The sequence below is a fragment of the Gemmatimonadaceae bacterium genome (assembly GCA_020851035.1).
GTDB lineage: Bacteria > Gemmatimonadota > Gemmatimonadetes > Gemmatimonadales > Gemmatimonadaceae > JACMLX01.
This window is the reverse complement of record JADZDM010000005.1, coordinates 397,475-411,038: the sequence shown is the minus strand read 5'-3', so window position 1 is coordinate 411,038 and position 13,564 is coordinate 397,475. Positions and strand designations below refer to the sequence as shown.

General features: G+C 70.5%; 15 protein-coding genes. All 15 read right to left on the bottom strand.

The genetic code is table 11. From position 1 onward, the window contains the following. Positions 1-73: 73 nt before the first annotated feature. Positions 74-1,975 (bottom strand): cation:proton antiporter, encoded by a 1,902-nt coding sequence (locus IT355_05600; GenBank protein MCC7052721.1) that lies wholly within the window; start codon positions 1,973-1,975, stop codon positions 74-76. Positions 1,976-2,075: 100 nt separating this feature from the next. Further along, positions 2,076-2,465, bottom strand: a complete 390-nt coding sequence (locus IT355_05595) for a DUF3597 domain-containing protein (protein ID MCC7052720.1) — start codon at positions 2,463-2,465, stop codon at positions 2,076-2,078. A gap of 189 nt (positions 2,466-2,654) precedes the next feature. Further along, positions 2,655-3,587 (bottom strand): prohibitin family protein, encoded by a 933-nt coding sequence (locus IT355_05590; GenBank protein ID MCC7052719.1) that lies wholly within the window; start codon positions 3,585-3,587, stop codon positions 2,655-2,657. Then, positions 3,568-3,834, bottom strand: coding sequence for a hypothetical protein (locus IT355_05585; GenBank protein MCC7052718.1), 267 nt, complete (start codon positions 3,832-3,834; stop codon positions 3,568-3,570). Before IT355_05585 ends, IT355_05590 begins: the two co-directional genes overlap by 20 nt. A gap of 110 nt (positions 3,835-3,944) precedes the next feature. After that, positions 3,945-5,291, bottom strand: coding sequence for a TIGR01777 family oxidoreductase (locus IT355_05580; GenBank protein ID MCC7052717.1), 1,347 nt, complete (start codon positions 5,289-5,291; stop codon positions 3,945-3,947). 98 nt (positions 5,292-5,389) lie between these two features. After that, positions 5,390-5,995 (bottom strand): hypothetical protein, encoded by a 606-nt coding sequence (locus IT355_05575; protein MCC7052716.1) that lies wholly within the window; start codon positions 5,993-5,995, stop codon positions 5,390-5,392. Positions 5,996-6,115: 120 nt separating this feature from the next. Continuing rightward, the gene (locus IT355_05570; GenBank protein ID MCC7052715.1) at positions 6,116-7,174 is read right to left on the bottom strand and encodes a chemotaxis response regulator protein-glutamate methylesterase; all 1,059 of its coding nucleotides are present in this window, start codon (positions 7,172-7,174) and stop codon (positions 6,116-6,118) included. Continuing rightward, positions 7,171-7,683, bottom strand: coding sequence for a hypothetical protein (locus IT355_05565; protein ID MCC7052714.1), 513 nt, complete (start codon positions 7,681-7,683; stop codon positions 7,171-7,173). Before IT355_05565 ends, IT355_05570 begins: the two co-directional genes overlap by 4 nt. After that, positions 7,631-8,059, bottom strand: coding sequence for a response regulator (locus IT355_05560; GenBank protein ID MCC7052713.1), 429 nt, complete (start codon positions 8,057-8,059; stop codon positions 7,631-7,633). Before IT355_05560 ends, IT355_05565 begins: the two co-directional genes overlap by 53 nt. A 6-nt stretch (positions 8,060-8,065) precedes the next feature. Continuing rightward, positions 8,066-8,602, bottom strand: coding sequence for a chemotaxis protein CheD (locus IT355_05555; GenBank protein MCC7052712.1), 537 nt, complete (start codon positions 8,600-8,602; stop codon positions 8,066-8,068). Positions 8,603-8,652: 50 nt separating this feature from the next. Then, positions 8,653-9,498: a protein-glutamate O-methyltransferase gene (locus IT355_05550; GenBank protein MCC7052711.1), complete on the bottom strand. Its 846-nt coding sequence runs from the start codon at positions 9,496-9,498 to the stop codon at positions 8,653-8,655. Positions 9,499-9,555: 57 nt separating this feature from the next. Beyond that, positions 9,556-10,053 carry a chemotaxis protein CheW gene (locus IT355_05545; GenBank protein MCC7052710.1) on the bottom strand — a complete coding sequence of 166 codons (498 nt, stop codon included), beginning with the start codon at positions 10,051-10,053 and terminating at the stop codon, positions 9,556-9,558. A gap of 93 nt (positions 10,054-10,146) precedes the next feature. Further along, the gene (locus IT355_05540; GenBank protein ID MCC7052709.1) at positions 10,147-12,363 is read right to left on the bottom strand and encodes a chemotaxis protein CheA; all 2,217 of its coding nucleotides are present in this window, start codon (positions 12,361-12,363) and stop codon (positions 10,147-10,149) included. Between the two features lie 36 nt (positions 12,364-12,399). Further along, on the bottom strand, positions 12,400-13,122 hold the full coding sequence (locus IT355_05535; GenBank protein MCC7052708.1) for a hypothetical protein: 723 nt from the start codon (positions 13,120-13,122) through the stop codon (positions 12,400-12,402). Beyond that, positions 13,119-13,490 (bottom strand): response regulator, encoded by a 372-nt coding sequence (locus IT355_05530; GenBank protein MCC7052707.1) that lies wholly within the window; start codon positions 13,488-13,490, stop codon positions 13,119-13,121. The genes IT355_05535 and IT355_05530 overlap by 4 nt, the downstream gene beginning before the upstream one ends. Between the last annotated feature and the right edge of the window lie 74 nt (positions 13,491-13,564).

Genomic DNA, 13,564 nt, shown 5'->3' with positions numbered 1-13,564 from the left:
GGATAAGCGCCGGGGTGTGAACCCACGATGAAGCGGGGTCACCCGAGCCGGCACCGCCCCGCCCGGCCCCGGCTCAGGGCGCCTTCTGCTCCGGGTGATTCGGGTCTGGTGCCATCATCGCCCGGAACTCCCGCGTGGCCAGCGCCGCGAACGTCTCGGTGGGCCGCGTGGCATGGTTGCGCATCGACTCGACCACGACGTCCGCCTCGTCATCGCTCCGGCCCAGCGCCTGCAGCGTGAAATGTGCCAGGCTCAGCGCGGCCTCCCGCTCGGCGTACACGGCCCGGCCGGTCGCACCGGGCGCCTGCAGCAGGTCCTCGAAGAAGGCCTGCTCCACCGCGCTGTGCGTGCGGACGCCGACGGTGATCTTCGGGTTCAGCTCGCGGGCCACCTCCACCGCGCGGCGGGCGCGGATCGGTTCCGGCGCCGTCACCACCACCAGCTTCGCGTGCTCGATGCCGGCGCGCAGCAGCACGTCGGGGCGGGTCGCATCACCGTACACGGCCCGCTCCCCCCGCGCCCGCAATCCCGCCACCACCCGCTCCTGCGCCTCCACGATCACGTACCGCGCCGCATCGCGCTGCAGCGCCTCGGTGATCGTGGCGCCGACGCGTCCGTGCCCCACCACCACCACGTGGTCATGGAACTTCGAGAAATCGAACGGATCCTCCACCTCGGCCATCGGCGCCCTGGTCGCCCGCGCCGTCTGCGGGACCTTGAGCGTGGCGGTACCGCCCACGTGCACCTCCGCGGCATGCGGCATCGCGGCGCGCGCCGTCCGGTCGTCCAGCCATTCCTGCAGCCGCCGCACCGCCGAGAGCAACGGCTGGTTCACCGTGATCGCGATCATCGCGGCGACGATGATCAGCGCCTGCATGTCGCGGCCGAACAGGCCGAGCGACACACCGAGCCCCGCCACGATGAACGAGAACTCGCCGATCTGCGCCAGCCCACCGCCGATGATCAGCGCCGAGCGACTGGACTGGCCCAGCGCGCGCATCAGCAGGTACGACGTCACCGACTTGCCGCAGACGATCACCGCCACCAGCGCCAGCACCGCGAGCGGCGAATCCCGCACCACCGAGGGGTCGAACAGGATCCCCACCGAGAGGAAGAACAGCACCGCGAACGCGTCCTGCAGCGGCAACGCGTCGGTCGCCGCGCGATGGCTGAGCTCCGACTCGCTCACCACGGCGCCGGCGAAGAACGCCCCGAGTGCCAGCGACACGCCGAACACCTCGGCGGCCAGCGACGCGATGCCGAGTGCGGTCGCGAGCACCGCCAGCGTGAACAGCTCGCGTGAGCCCAGGCGAGCGACGTGCTCCAGCAGCCATGGCACGGCGCGTCGTCCCACCACCGCCATCAACGCGGCGAACGCGCCGACCTTCAGCACCGCCATGCCGAGCGCCATGCCCAGCGACGCCGTTCCCGCGCTGGCCGCATGCCCGCCCAGCATCGGGGCCACCGCCGGCAGCAGCACCAGCACCAGCACCATCGCCAGGTCTTCCACCACCAGCCAGCCCACCGCGATGCGACCGTCAGGCGAGTCGAGCCGGTCCTGCGCCTCGAGGCCCTTCAGCAGCACCACCGTGCTCGCGACGGCGAGCGAGATGCCGAGCGCCAGTGCGCCGCCCCAGCTCAGCCCCCAGCCCTTGCCGATCGCGGTGCCGATGCTGCCGGTGACGAGGATCTGGAGCAGGGCGCCGGGCACCACCACCCGCCGCACCGCCATCAGGTCGCGGAACGAGAAGTGCAGCCCCACGCCGAACATCAGCAGGATCACGCCCAGCTCGGCGGCCTGCGAGATCATGCCGCTGTTGACCACGTAGCCCGGCGTGAACGGCCCGACCGCGATGCCCGCCAGCAGGTAGCCGACGATCGGCGGCAGCCGCAGGCGCGCCGCGACCAGTCCGAAGACGAAGGCGATGCCGAGACTGGCCGCGACCGTGATGATCAGGGCGGGATGTGCAGGCATCGTGACAGGCGGAAGGGCGAAGGGGGAGACGAGAATCCGCTCGAAGCGATCTTCTGCCTCGAGCGGATGACTGTGCTCCGCAAGGGACGTCGGCGGTGGGTCAGTCGGTCATCGAGGCGGGAACCTTGCCGCCATTCGCGGCGAACTGGCGCATCACTTCCTTGTGCAGCCAGATGTTCATCGACGCGGAGTCGTGCATGTCACCGGTGTAGCCCAGCTCCGTCGCCAGCTCCTTGCGCTCCGACAGGCTGCTGTCCATGCCGAGGAGCTTCATGAGGTCGACGATGGACGTCTGCCAGTTGAGCTTGCGCGAGTCCTGCGAGGCCATGAAGGTCAGCACCGCCTCCACGTCGAGGAGCGGGATCACCGGCGCCGGCGCATCCGGTGCGGGTGCGGCGGCGGCCGGCGCGGCGGCAGGGGCCGGGGCGGGCGCTGCCTCGGCGGGCTTGGCGCCGAACAGCTTGTCCTTCAGACGGCTGAAGATGCTCATGGTGCGGTCTCGTGTGGGTCGTGAATGGGATCGAGCCCTGCGGCCTGCAGGGCGTCGCCGTGGTGAAGCTTAGGCAGTGGCGCCGGGACGCGCACAGGGGTCGCCACGGACTTTGTCTCACCGTGACGACCCCTGCTGACCGATCACGCAGCCGATGCCGGGCGCCGGCGGGACGAGCCACGGCACGCGCTACGGCTTGGCCTGCCCCGGCATCTGGATCATCGGGATCGCCGAGCTGCTCACCTGCGGCATCACGCCGTTCCACTTCTTCGCCATCTCATACTGCACCAGGCTGCCGGAGATGCTCTTGGCGAGCAGCTCGTTGGCCTGCGCCTGCGCCTGGGCCTCGGCCAGGATCGCCTTGGCGCGGCCCACCGCCTTGATGCTGTCACCCTGTGCCTGGAAGGTGTTCTTCTGGAGCTCGTTCTGTGCCGTGAGTGCCTGCTGCTGCATCACGTTCTTGGTGTTGATGGCCGACATGACCGTCTCCGGGGCGCGCAGTTCGTTGAGCGTGAACTGCTTCACCTCGATGCCGTAGGGCTGCAGCCGCTGTGCGATCAGCGTCTGCGCACGGCCCACCGCCTCGGCCTTCTTGGGGCCGATGATGTCGGCGATCTGCTCACTGCCGATCACCTCCTGCAACGCCTGGCGGATGGTCTGCTTCACGTAGCCGTGCTGGATCGTCGCGATGTCGGTGCGGAACGTCTGGTAAAGCTGCGGCACGCGCGCCGGGTCGAGCTCGAACGACATGGATACGTCCACCGACAGCGGCTGGCCTTCCTTCGAGTTGACGTTGATCTCGTCGTTGTTGGGCGAGCCCTCCGCGTTCCCGCGCGTCAGGACCAGCGTCTGCATGAACGTCGGGTACTCCTCGATGGACGTGAGGAGCGGGTTGCGGAGGTGGATGCCGGGGCCGAGGGGCGTGCGATCCACGCCGCCGCCGGCGCGGTGGATCACGATGCCGACGTGGCCCGGGGAGATGTACGACGTGCTGCTGCTGGCGAGGAAGATGAGCGCGCCGACGATCGCGACTGCAAGGACCGCCTTCCTGGCGCCGCCGCCGCCGCTGGAGGGCAGGTTGGCCCCCATCTGCGAGAGGCGTTCACCGATCGAGCTGCCCATAAAGAGTCTCCTGATAGCACTTTGAACAGAGCGGCTCTCCGCTGGGGAGCCGCACGAGGGAATCCGGCGCCTGCCATCCGTGGATGGGACAGGTGAGAGCGGCATGCTGGTCGATCAGCCGGCGGTTGTCCGCCTGCCTCAACCGGGTGCCGAGCGGGGTGAACGCCTTGATGCCCCACAGCAAAAAGGCGGCGAACGCCACGATTGCCGCGACGAACAGCACGCCTTCGAGGATGATTACGCCCACTGGTTCTGGCTCCGTCCGGGCTCAGGGACACGCGACGGCGTGGCTGGTCCGATCATGCCAGACAGACGAGGGGATGTGTCAGAAAGTTTCACCTGACGGCCGGGGATGGACTACCCGCCAAGTTCGAAGCGGAGCGCCGCTTCCAGCGTGGCGTGCCGGAACTGATAACCGGTTGCCTGCAGCCGCGCCGGCACCACCCGTTGCCCGTCCAGCACCGTGGACTGCGCCATCTCGCCGAACAATGCCGTCAGCGCAAACGCCGGCACCGGCACGAACGCCGGCCGGTGCAACACCCGCCCCAGCGTGCTGCCGAACTCGGCGTTGGTGACCGGCGTTGGTCCAGTCAGGTTGAAGGTGCCACGGCAGCTCCGGTCCATGAGCAGGGCGTGCAATGCGCCCACCTCGTCGTCCAGCGAGATCCAGCTCATCCACTGCTGCCCCGAACCCATCGGCCCACCGGCACCGAGCCGGAACGCCGGGAGCATCTTGGCCAGCGCGCCACCGGCCGGCGACAGCACGACCCCGGTCCGGGCGATCACGACCCGCACACCCGCCGCCTCCGCCTTGCGGGCCTCGTCCTCCCAGACCTCGCACACGTCGGCAAGAAACCCGGCACCCTTCGACGCCTCTTCATCAATCACCTTCGCGCCACCATCGCCGTAGTATCCCACCGCTGAACCGGAAATCAGGCACTCCGGCGCCACCGATGCCATCAGCATGGCCTGCACCAGCGTCCGCGTCCCCGCCTCGCGGCTCTGCCGGATCTCGCGCTTGTGCGCGTCGGTCCACCGCTCGCCCACGTTCGCGCCGGCCAGGTGCACCACCGCGTCCACCCCGGCCAGTGCCGCCGGGTCCAGCCGGCCGGCGTCGGGGTCCCAGCCGATGTCGCCGCGCGCCGCGTCGGGCCGGCGCGTGATCCATTTCACGGTGTGCCCGCCGGTGGTCAGCAGCGCCGTCAGCGCCCGCCCGATCATCCCCGTCCCGCCGGTGATCGCCACCGTCCGCCGCGGCTGGTCGGCGTACTGCGCATGCCGAAGCAGATCGTCACGGGTGCGCGCGTGCCGGAAGTCGAACAGCCGCTCCAGCTCCCCCGTCACGAACCACCCCGCCACCAGCTCACCCAGCGGGTGCAGCGGCAGCGCGTAGTCGATGCGGTCCTCGAGGATGCTCGTCCCGTCCGGGCCGGGGAGCATGCTGTGCGTGTGCGCCCACCGCGCGAACGGGCCCGAGAGCTGCACGTCGGTGAACCGCTCCCCCTCGACGTAGTCGCGGTGCTCCACCAGCAGCCGCTGGTGCACCAGCCCGCCCAGCTGCGGCACCTCCACCTCGACCCGGCTGCCGTTGGTGATGCCGCCGGTGCGAGAGACCACCCGCGCCCCCTGCCACGCTGGTGACAGCCGCTCGAAGGCACCCGGCCGCGCATGCCAGTCGAACAGGGCACGGGGCGGCACGGGCATCGGACTGCGACGGATGAACTGCGGCACGGCGGATGGGCGGCTGGAGGGGGCGGACGGTGGCGCAAGGGCGCCGTGAGCACGCGGCCACGCCGCGCGCCTCACCCTGCCTGAACGCCGCCCGCCACGCGATCGGGTTCCGGCTCGGACGCCGGGGCCGTCTCGTCCCCCACCTCGGCAGCAGTCACCTCGACGGCCTCCGGCACACCCTCCGCCACACACTCCGCCGCCGCCGCACCTGCCTCCGGCGTCGGCACCACCTCGCCCGGCATCGGCGGCAGCGTCATCCCCGACTTCGCCGCCAGCCGCTCCCGCTCCTCGCGGTCTGCCAGCGACCGCAGCATGGCATCGACGGCCGGGCTCTGCAGGTATCGACCCTTCTCCCACCCCTCGATGATCCCCTTCGGCAGCCCGTGCAGCAGCTCCCCGAGCTGCGCCGGTGTCAGCCCGATCGACTCGCGGAAGTGCTTGATCTCCTTCCCCGTCAGCAGCCGATGCTCGGACCGCATCGTCAGGATGGCCTCCTTTTCCGCTTCCTCGCGCTGCTCCACGGTGTGCTGCTTGTCGCCGCACTTGTCACAGCGGTACATGCCGCGGTCCACCCGCGCGGTCATGCCGCTGAGCTTGATCGTGACTTCCTCGACGGCGTGCGCGTAGTGCCCGCCGCACCGGCGATGGAGGTGGCCTTCGAGGGAGAGTTCAGACATGACCGCAATCTACGGACGGCCGGGGCGCGGTCACAGCGGCACCCGGGCGTCCTCCGCGTGCATCAGCCCCGGTTCACGCGGCGACGTGCCCAGGGCGTCACGGAGCCCCGACGCCGCAGGTCACGCCATCGCCATCCGCTCGCGCGCCACCGACGCCTGCAGCGCGTCCGCGATCTGGTTCAGTGGCAGCACCTCGATGGCCGCACCCATCCTGATCGCCTCCTTCGGCATCCCGAACACCACGCACGACTGCTCGTCCTGCGCCATCGTGTGTGCACCGGCCTCGCGCATCTGCAGCAGGCCCTTCGCTCCGTCGGCACCCATGCCGGTGAAGATCGCGCCCACCGCATTGCGTCCGGCGTGCTTCGCCACGCTCGCGAACAGCACGTCCACGGCCGGCCGCTGGTGGTGCACGCGCGGGCCATCCTTCACCCGCACCTGGTACTGCGCGCCGGACATCGTCAGCATCATGTGGAAGTTGCCGGGCGCCACCAGCGCCAGGCCCGGCTTCACCAGGTCGCCATCCTTCGCCTCCCGCACTTCCATGGCGCAGGTGCTGTTCAGGCGCTGCGCGAAGGAGGCGGTGAACTTCTCCGGCATGTGCTGGCAGATCAGGATGCCGGGCATCGCGGCGGGCAGCTTCGTGAGCACCGCCTCCAGCGCCTGGGTGCCGCCGGTGGAGGCGCCGAGCGCCACGATCTTGTGTGTCATGGCGAGTCCCGCCAGGGCCGACACCGCGCCGCGCGGCACGCCGGCCGCGGCGGGCGCCGGCTCGCTGCGCTTCACCACCTTCGCCCGCGACGCCGCCCGGATGGACTGCACCAGCTGGCGCGAGATGTCCGGCACCGACATCGCCGAGCCGGGCTTGCCGATCACGTCCACGGCGCCGAGCGAGAGCGCGCGAATCGCCGCATCGCTGTTCGTCGGCGTCAGCGAGCTGACGATGATCACCGGCACCGGGTAGTGCTTCATCAGCTTGACGAGGAACGAGAGCCCGTCCATGCGGGGCATCTCGACGTCGAGCGTGATCACGTCCGGCTTGAGGGCGATGATCTTCTCGCGTGCGGCGTACGGGTCGACGGCCGTGCCCACGACGGTGATGTCCTCGTAGCGCGACAGCTCCTCGGTGAGCAGCTTCCGCACCAGCGCGGAATCGTCGACGATGAGGACGCGGATCACGCCGCCGCCGCCGCGACGCGCGCCGCACCGGCGCCGCTGTCATCCGGGGCCGCTCCCCCGTCCTGCTCGAAGAGCGCCAGCAGGGCCTCGCCCTCGTCCATCTGCAGCCGGACCATCGCCACCTGTCTTTCACCGGCGCGCGGGTGGAATGGCCCGGGAATGGCCGCCACCGGCGCCGCGAGCCGGAAGACTGCCGCGGCGCCATGCACCAGCGGCAGCACGTTGCCCGTCACCACGTTCGCCAGCTCGCCCAGCGCGTCGCGCTGGAGCTGGCCATCGGGGGCGGCGGCGGCACCGAGCATGTTCTCGGCCAGCGCCGGCAGCACGCCGGCGGTCACGGCGACGGCCACGCGTCCGGTCTGGGCGCCACCGTACGCCACGTCCACCGCGGCCGCGATCGGCAGGAACTCCGCGCCCTCGATGGCAAGCGGCTCGGGAAAGAGCAGGACCAGCGACTCAAAAGTCGAAGTCGCCGCTCGAAGAAGCGCTGTCGTTGCTGGCTGCTGCATGCGTGAGTCCGGTGACCTGGAGGATGGTGTTCCGGAGCTGTTCCGGGGTGAACGGCTTGTGCACGATCTCGACGCCGTGTGCGCGCAGGCGGGCGAGCCGTGTGTCACTGCTCTCGGTGCTGACGATGATCACGGCCAGGGCGCGCCATTCCTCGCTGGCCCGGATGCGGCTGAGGAGCTCCTCGCCGTCCATGACCGGCATGTTCACGTCCAGCAGGGCGAGGTCCACCCAGTGGTCGCCCAGGCGCTGCAGCGCCTCGACACCGTTGGCGGCCTCGAACACCTCGCCGAGCGCGATGCCGCTGAGTGACAGGGTCCGGCGGATCATCGCGCGCATCACCGCGCTGTCGTCCACCACGAGCACGTTCAGGGTCATGGTCCTCTACCTCTGGGAAACGGCGGCGGCGGCCGGCGCGAACGCGGGGGCCGGCTGGAACGCGCCGGAGTCGGGCGACAGCACCGTGAGCGCCCCGTTGGTCCGGAGCTGCACGAGGCCGGTGGAGACCAGCACGGACATCGTGCGCGACTGCTGCACGCCGCCGGTGTCGTCGGCGTGGATGAGCACACCATTCTTCCACAGCAGCTTGCGCAGCGTGAGCATGTTGCGCTTGCCGATCTGGAAGCTGTCCTCGGCATCGATGCGGCCCGCGAACGAGCCGCCGGCGACGATCACCGACATCCGTTCCTTGCGGGCCCCGAGGCGATAGGCCTCCCTGAACAGCATCGGGACGCCGGTGTCCACGAACATCGCCGGCTGCGACTTCGCCTTCACCTCGTCGATGGACGAGCTGGGGAGCATGACGTGCAGCATGCCGGCCACGCGGGCCACGGGATCGTGCACGACGATGCCGAGGCAGCTGCCGAGGGCATAGGTGATGAGCGTCTCGTCGGGGTTCGCCGAGACCTTCATGTCGGCCATCCCGACGATCACGTTGCGCGCCGGCAGCACGCGGGGGTCGGCCGCGCTCCTCACTTCGCGTACACCGCAGGCTGCACGTAGCGGTAGCGATGCTCGACCGCGGTGAGGCTCTCCGAGTGCCCGATGAACAGGTGGCCGCCCGGCGCGAGGAGCTCGTGGAACCGGCCCACCAGGCGCGTCACCGTGGGCTTGTCGAAGTAGATCATGACGTTGCGACAGAAGATCGCGTCGAACGGGCCGCTCATCGGCCAGGGCGCCATCAGGTTCAGGTGCGCGAAGCTGATCGGGGTGCGCAGCTCGGGCCCGACCGTGCCGCCGCCATCGGGCGTGGCCGTGAACCAGCGGGCACGCCGCTCGCGCGACACGTCCGACAGCTGCTGCGCCGAGAACGTGCCCGCGCGCGCCGCCGCCACCACCCGGGTGCAGATGTCGGTGGCGAGAATCCGGAAGTCGTGGCGCGCCGGCAGTGACTCGCGCAGCACCATGGCGAGCGTGTACGGCTCCTCGCCCGTGGAGCAGCCGGCGCTCCAGATGCGCAGCGGACGGCCCGACGCCACCACCCCCGGCAGCACCTGGTTCCGCAGGAAGTCGAAGTGTGCCGGTTCGCGGAAGAAGTCGGTCTTGTTGGTCGTGAGCAGGTCGATGAGGCGGACCATCTCCTCGCCGTTCGGGTTCGCCTCGACGCCGTCGAGATACGCCCGGAACGTGGCGACCTGGCCGTCGCGCAGGCGCTTCGAAACGCGCGAGCGCACCAGCCCCTCCTTCCCGGCAGGGATGGCCAGCCCGGCACGTTCGTAGGCGATCTGGCGCACGCGGCGGAAGTCGTCGGGCGTCAGGTCGGGCGCCGTCAGCAGCGGTTCGCTGGGCAGCGTGTCAGGGGTGCCGATGGTCGACATGCGGGCGGGGTGGCGGGGGAGGTCCGACTCGGCGGCGGGGGTTCGCGGACGTCGCGATCACGCACCCTGCGCGAGGCCCGGCAGCGACGCGATCGCGGACACCTCGTCGGTGGACAGCACACGCTCGATGTCGAGCAGCAGCCGCAGGCGCCCGTTCGACTTGCCGAGGCCGAGCAGGAACTCGGTGTGGATCTCGGCCCCGAAGTCGGGCGTGGGGTCGATGTCCTCGCTGGCGATGCTCGCGACTTCCGAGACCTTGTCGGCCACCACGCCGATCTGCACGCCGGCCACCTGCACCACGATCATCACCTGCTCCGGCTCGGTGCTGGCCGGCATCCCGAACTTCTCGCGCAGATCCATGATCGGGATCACCTTGCCGCGCAGGTTGATCACCCCGCGGATGTACGGCGGCGTGCGCGGGACGCGCGTCACCGGCATCATGCTGATGATCTCCTGCACGCGGAGGATCTCCACGCCGTACTCCTCGCCGGCAAGGAAGAACGTCAGGTACTTGCCGCCAAGCGAGGCGGGGGCGCGGTCAACGGTGCTGGTCATACCTTCTCCAGGGATTCGGATGTGCAACGGCAAAGCGAGGACGCAGGTCCCGGGTGAGTGTCGTCCTGCGACGGGCGCGGCTTGAGGTGGTGCTCAGGCGGCCACCGGCACGCCACGCGGGCGCGGGTCGCCGCTGCGCACCAGGGCGGACATGCGCGCGACGTCGATGATCAGGCCCACGCGGCCATCGCTCAGGATCGCGCCGCCGGAGATGCCGGGGATCTCGCCCACGCCATCACCGAGTGCCTTGGCCACCACCTGCTGCTGGCCCAGGAGCTGGTCCACGAGCAGCGCCACGCGGTGCTCCCCCTCGCCCACGATCATCAGGATCGCCGCGCTCGGGTCCCGCACCGCGCCGGGGATGCCGAAGAGCTGGTGCAGGCGCACCACCGGCATCACTTCGCCGCGGAGCATCACCACCTCGCCATGGGGCGGGATGGTGGACATCATCTCGCGCTCGGGGCGGAAGCTCAGCGCAATGCTCGTCAGCGGCACGATGTAGCGCTCGTCGCCCACCCGCACCAGCATGCCGTCGGTGACGGCGAGCGTCAGCGGCAGCCGGATCTGGAAGGTGGTGCCCCGGCCGAGCACCGACTGGATGTCGATGCGGCCGCGGATCGACTCGATGTTGCGGCGCACCACGTCCATCCCGACCCCGCGCCCGGAGATGTCGGTGAGCTGCTCGGCGGTGCTGAAGCCGGCCGCGAAGATCAGGGCGTTGATCTCGGAGTCGGTGAGCGACTGCGAGGGCGACACCAGCCCCTTCTCGATCGCCTTGGCGAGGATGCGGTCGCGGTTCAGCCCCCGCCCGTCGTCGCGCAGCTCCACGATCACGCTGCCGCCCTGCTGGAAGGCGGAGAGCGTCACGCGGCCGGCGCGGGGCTTGCCCGACCGCTCGCGGTCAGCCGGCCCCTCGACCCCGTGGTCGACGGCATTGCGCACCATGTGCACCAGCGGATCGGCGATCGCGTCCACCATGTTGCGATCGAGCTCCGTCTCCTCGCCGTCGGTGATGAACTCCACCACCTTGCCGGCCTTCAGCGCCACGTCGCGCACCAGGCGCGTGAGCTTCTGGAAGGTGGGCTTCAGCGGCACCATCCGCATCGACATGCTCAGGTCCTGCAGCTCGCGCATGATCTTGCCGGCGTGCGAGACCTTCTTCACCAGGTCGTGCTGGCCGACGGCCGTCACGGCGGGATCGGCGGCGATCATCGACTGGGCGATCACGAGCTCGCCGACCATGTCGATCAGCCGGTCCAGCCGGTCGGTGCGCACGCGCACGCTGAGGTCGCTGTCGGCGCGCGCCACGGTGCGGGCGGAGGGCTCCACCACGCGCCCCACCGGGGCCGTGGTGACCGCGGCCCGCGTCACCGCCGCGGCGGGTGACGCGGGGGCCGGCGCGGCCGGCGCCACCCCGGCGAGCATTGCGTCGACATGCAGCAGGTCGTGCATCAGCGCGGCGTAGTCCGAGGGCAGCGTGATCACCTCGTGCGTCTGCACCGACTTCTCCACCGCGTCCAGGAACTCGCCGAGCACGTCGTTCGAGCGCAGCGACAGGTCGGCCACCGGCTGCGTGTAGTCCAGCTCACGGTCCCGCACGCGGCTCAGCAGCGACTCCGCGTGGTGCGCGAACTCGGCGAGACGGTCGAGTCCCATGAACGCCGCCGTGCCCTTCACCGTGTGGAAGGCACGGAAGACGGTGTTGACGGCCTCGCTGTCAGCGGGATTCGCCTCGAGCGCGAGCAGCGCCGCCTCGGCGCCGGTCATCGACTCGCGGCTCTCCGCGATGAAGTCGGCCAGGAGCGAGAGATCGGCGTCATCGGGGATCGTGCCGCCGTCCCGCGCCGCGGGCACGTGCGGCACAGGCGTCACCGGCGCGGGCGCTGGGGCGACCGCGACCGCCGCGCGGTCTGTGGGCCGGGCAGGAACGGGCGTCGGTGCCGGCGGCACGCCGGCGTCCATCGCCTCGGCCAGCGCCTCCACGTCGGACTCGTCCCGCACGATGGCCACCAGGTCGGTGAGCGTCGCGCGGACGGCACCGCGCCCTGCCTCCTCGGCCGCCTTGACGGCCGCCGCGATGGCCTGGCTCGCCGACGCCAGCAGCGCCGCCGGCTCGTCGCCGGCGCCGAGCAGGATCAGGTTGAGCTGCGTGGCCGCCTGCTGCGCGTGGGCCCGCACCTGCGGTGAGGCCTCCGCATCGAAGACCGCGAAGTGCCGCAGCGTGTCGCGCAGCGCCTTGATGTCCTCCAGCTCCGACGGCTCCAGCTGCATGATGATGAACGCCGCGTCGTTGAGTGCCGCGGGGATCATCGCACCGCCACCGGCCGGCGCGCGCCGGCCCCTGCGTCAGCCGGCATTCGTGCCACGCTCCACGAGCGAGTCGGCCAGCGCCTGGCGGGTCTCCGCCTCCTTCAGCGTCGCATTCGGGTCGAACGAGTGGGCGTCCTTCTGCGTCCGCGGGGCGAGCACCGGGGCCAGGTCGTGCGCGCCGTCGCCGGCCTGGTGGTCGAAGAGGTTGGCGATCTCGGTCAGGCGCCCCTCCATCTCGGCCAGCAGCGACTGCACGTGCATGATCTGCTGCGAGGTGATGTCCTGGAACTGCATGTGGCCCATGACGGCGAACAGCTCGTCGCGCAGCTCACCGCGGACGGCGGCGCCACGGGTGGCATCCGACGCCACCTCATCGGCCTCGAGCTCGTCCACCTTCAGGATCGCGCGGTCGAGGGCGTCCATGATGTCGAGGGCGGCGTTGGCGGTGGCCGACGAGACCTCGTCGAGCTTCTCGTTGGTGTGCGCGAGGCGCTCGGTGGCGGCGGCGCGGATGTGCTCGCGGCCGGTGCGGATCGAGTCGAGCATGGCGTGCACCTCGCCCATCGCGCGCACGAACAGCGCGGGCAGGAGCGGGAGCACGCGGTCGGTGGCACCGATGGCGGCGACGGCGGCGGCGGTGGCCGGCTGCACCTCGGCCGGCTTGCGCGGCGCCAGCTCACCCAGCTCGGCATCCAGCAGGCGGAGCGTCGAGGCGGTGTCGTACATCAGGTCCGAGGCGCGTTCGTTGGACATGGTCATGCCGCCGGCGTGACGATGAGGCTCTCGATCTTCTCCTTCAGCACCTGGGGCGTGAAGGGCTTGACGATGTAGTTGTTCACCCCCGCCTCGAGCGCGGTGATGATGTCCTCGCGCACGCTGCGCGCGGTCACCATCAGCACCGGCACCGTGCGGCCGTCCTCGCGCTGCCGCAGCGCCTGGACCAGCTCCGTGCCGGACATGTTCGGCATGTTCCAGTCGGTGATCACGAAGGCGATCGAGCTGTCGAACTTGGCCAGCGCCTCGATGCCGTCACCCGCCTCGACGCAGCTGGTGAAGCCGATGCGCTGGAGCGAGTTCACCACGATCCGGCGCATCGTTGCTGAATCATCCACAACCAGGAACTTCATGTTCGCGTCTCTGCCGTTGACGAGGGGAAGACGTGCACCGGGCGTGCACGTGCCGGTCGGTGTGAACGGCGAGG

Bases quoted from the DNA above. Each gene is read 5' to 3' on its own strand.
- IT355_05555 (MCC7052712.1), bottom strand. From the start codon at position 8,602: ATGGCCGACATGAAGGTCTCGGCGAACCCCGACGAGACGCTCATCACC.
- IT355_05580 (MCC7052717.1), bottom strand. From the start codon at position 5,291: ATGCCCGTGCCGCCCCGTGCCCTGTTCGACTGGCATGCGCGGCCGGGT.
- IT355_05590 (MCC7052719.1), bottom strand. From the start codon at position 3,587: ATGGGCAGCTCGATCGGTGAACGCCTCTCGCAGATGGGGGCCAACCTG.
- IT355_05530 (MCC7052707.1), bottom strand. From the start codon at position 13,490: ATGAAGTTCCTGGTTGTGGATGATTCAGCAACGATGCGCCGGATCGTG.
- IT355_05560 (MCC7052713.1), bottom strand. From the start codon at position 8,059: ATGACCCTGAACGTGCTCGTGGTGGACGACAGCGCGGTGATGCGCGCG.
- IT355_05540 (MCC7052709.1), bottom strand. From the start codon at position 12,363: ATGATCCCCGCGGCACTCAACGACGCGGCGTTCATCATCATGCAGCTG.
- IT355_05600 (MCC7052721.1), bottom strand. From the start codon at position 1,975: ATGCCTGCACATCCCGCCCTGATCATCACGGTCGCGGCCAGTCTCGGC.
- IT355_05575 (MCC7052716.1), bottom strand. From the start codon at position 5,995: ATGTCTGAACTCTCCCTCGAAGGCCACCTCCATCGCCGGTGCGGCGGG.
- IT355_05595 (MCC7052720.1), bottom strand. From the start codon at position 2,465: ATGAGCATCTTCAGCCGTCTGAAGGACAAGCTGTTCGGCGCCAAGCCC.
- IT355_05545 (MCC7052710.1), bottom strand. From the start codon at position 10,053: ATGACCAGCACCGTTGACCGCGCCCCCGCCTCGCTTGGCGGCAAGTAC.
- IT355_05550 (MCC7052711.1), bottom strand. From the start codon at position 9,498: ATGTCGACCATCGGCACCCCTGACACGCTGCCCAGCGAACCGCTGCTG.
- IT355_05565 (MCC7052714.1), bottom strand. From the start codon at position 7,683: ATGCAGCAGCCAGCAACGACAGCGCTTCTTCGAGCGGCGACTTCGACT.
- IT355_05535 (MCC7052708.1), bottom strand. From the start codon at position 13,122: ATGACCATGTCCAACGAACGCGCCTCGGACCTGATGTACGACACCGCC.